Here is a 2,403-nt window from a genome sequence, read left to right on the forward strand (position 1 = left end):
CTCAGAGCAAGTCCTGAGAAAAAAAATGTTAATCCCCAGAAGCTTAAAAGATAGATAAATTCCGCAGAAAAAAAGAATAAACATATCCCTAAGCAAGATGCATTAATACCATCGGATACATTCACATACTTTTGCGTCTTAACCTTATCAATCACTACTTAAAACGCTCCCTGAAAAATAACTTACAACATTTTCTGAGGTATCTTTCACTCTCTTAGACACGCTAAGTAAATGTAGGCGATAGTAAGCCCCTCTACCCATTAAATAAGCCCAAAGAGGATCAAGGTTTTTATCTTTAAGTCCAGCGTAGGCTATATCTCCAAACACAACATATTCTAAAGGTTTGAGATATGGGTTAGCGATAAGAGCAACACCGATCACCTGCATCACATCCGAACGTTTATCTTGTGTTGCAGCCTCAATGTAATCCTGAAAAGCATCATCTTCCATGTCGATATTGGCATTTCTCATTAAGCATTCAGGCGTAGCGCAACTCGCTTTAAAGCGAACATTAAACGATTCATCATTCACTACTAGATTGCGTCGATAACTGCCATCTTGAGAGAAATTATCAGCCTTTTCTGTCTGGCGTGATAACCGATTCTCTTCGACTTTTCTAAGCGCACCACCTCCCTCAATGAAACCATTTTTGACCTGATGAATAAGATCATATCCAGTCTCATAGGAAATATTGCCCCCGTTGTACCCTTTCAAGATAACATCGAACGCTTCGCTAAATTCTTTTACCGCTTGGCTGTGAACCGAAGTTTCCAGATCCAATGCGGGAAGAAAAATTAATAATTCTTCAATCGCCTTTTGAGCTTCGACCTCTAGCTGTCTTCTTTTTCGATTTCGTTCCCAACGGGCGTAATCTTCTTGGGTATACGTCAATTCAGCTTGACGCTCTCGACGTTGGCGGGCTGCTCGCTCTCTAACCGTTTCTTCTCGAGCTTGTGGTTTTCTTAATGATTCTTCTTCATGGAGTGGCTTATAGCCTCCGCCAGAAGAACTCAAAGGTTTTTTCTTTCGATCTAAAAAATTGTGTGGCATCAGTTCACCTAACCTCAATTAAAGTGACAACATAATAACCACTCTTAAAGGTGCGCATAATTGGTCATATGTTAAATAGGCAACTTCATTATCAAAAACATCGTTTTGAGAAGCCTAGAAAGCCCCAGGAGGCGTTTTAACAACAAAACCATACCTAGGTAGCCCAAAATCGATTTGAAAGTTTATGACGCATTTGAAGCGGTTTTATCATCCTAAGATGAGCACAAGCATCTGGAACAAAAAAGCCCACGTAAGGGGCTTTTTGAACAATTCTGAGTTTGTTAGTCCAGGTTAAATGAGCGTAGCGTTTTAATCTGGACTAACGAACCGGCAACGAGCAAAGCGAGGCGACAGAACCAGAGCAATCATGACGCTAAATTCTTCTTGCAATAGTCAGCCCAATAAAGATGAGCAAATTCCAATTTGTCGGAAAATGCAGAATGATCGACAGATAGCCAAGCTCGGTTAGTCACATCCCAAAACATTTGATCAAACTGCGTAAAGCTTCTGAAGTTAGGCTGATGTACTTTTCTCCAAACAGAATGGGAAAGGACCCTCATTCCTGAGTTAATCCGCTTCACATTCGCAATATCTTCATCAGTCTTAGACATAAGCACCTCATATACAAACCAAGGACTAATAGGATACTAAATGAAGTAAGTGCGAGGAATGATACATTTGGTTTACTGGGGTAAAGGGGGCGTTAGCGCCCCTTTCCAGCTCACAGGGGAACCGTCAGGAACGAAGTGACTAGAGGGGACGCTGTGTATGCTGGCTTGGTACGAAAATAGACGATAGCACAAGCCTAAAAAATAAGCTATTGAAAGGATATAACCCACGTAGGTTAGGAGTGACAGTGCCACCATTTAGTGGAAGTGACATGCCGCTTGCTCGATGCTCGGACGCTTCGCTTACTCGCACACTGCGCCGAGCGGAGGAGGTAAGCGAAAACAGAAGAGTTGGTGCCGAAATTGCTTATTTCGGCTGCGCCGACCCCTACCCATTTCGACTCTATTTTGAGTGATTTAGGTACTGTCTATGGTCGCTTTCTGAACTAAGGATTTCTCCCCTTATTTCGGACTGCCCTGCGCTGTGTGTAAAGCTTTCGCCCCCGTTCCAGTCACACAACACTAATCAGTTATTCCTTTTCCGCTTATCCCCTCTAGCAGCTACAAGGGGCGGATTTATCGAGCTTGGTGCTTAGTTCTGATTAGTGCCTTTACCTCTCACCTTTGGAACATCCCTTGGTCGGTGAGTGATGCGCATCGTTCTGTCCAAAACATCTTGATTCCAAACAGAGTGCAGAAATACTCTTGAAGTGCTTACTTGATATGGTCTATCATGGAAGGACTT

Annotated in this window: 2 protein-coding genes; both read right to left on the reverse strand. The window is 42.7% G+C overall.

The features are described 5' to 3' along the window. Positions 1 to 147 precede the first annotated feature (147 nt). Entirely contained in the window at positions 148 to 1,050 is a 903-nt protein-coding gene (locus R7O12_RS23685; protein WP_169608408.1) for a hypothetical protein, read from the reverse strand. A 365-nt stretch (positions 1,051 to 1,415) separates the two neighbouring features. Then, positions 1,416 to 1,661 carry a hypothetical protein gene (locus tag R7O12_RS23690; RefSeq protein WP_140112611.1) on the reverse strand — a complete coding sequence of 82 codons (246 nt, stop codon included), beginning with the start codon at positions 1,659 to 1,661 and terminating at the stop codon, positions 1,416 to 1,418. Positions 1,662 to 2,403: the final 742 nt, after the last annotated feature.

Source organism: Vibrio sp. Vb1574 (genome assembly GCF_033338675.1).

What these genes read in the sequence shown, in the direction of transcription:
- R7O12_RS23690 (WP_140112611.1), bottom strand. Translation starts at nt 1,661, where the DNA reads ATGTCTAAGACTGATGAAGATATTGCGAATGTGAAGCGGATTAACTCA.
- R7O12_RS23685 (WP_169608408.1), bottom strand. Translation starts at nt 1,050, where the DNA reads ATGCCACACAATTTTTTAGATCGAAAGAAAAAACCTTTGAGTTCTTCT.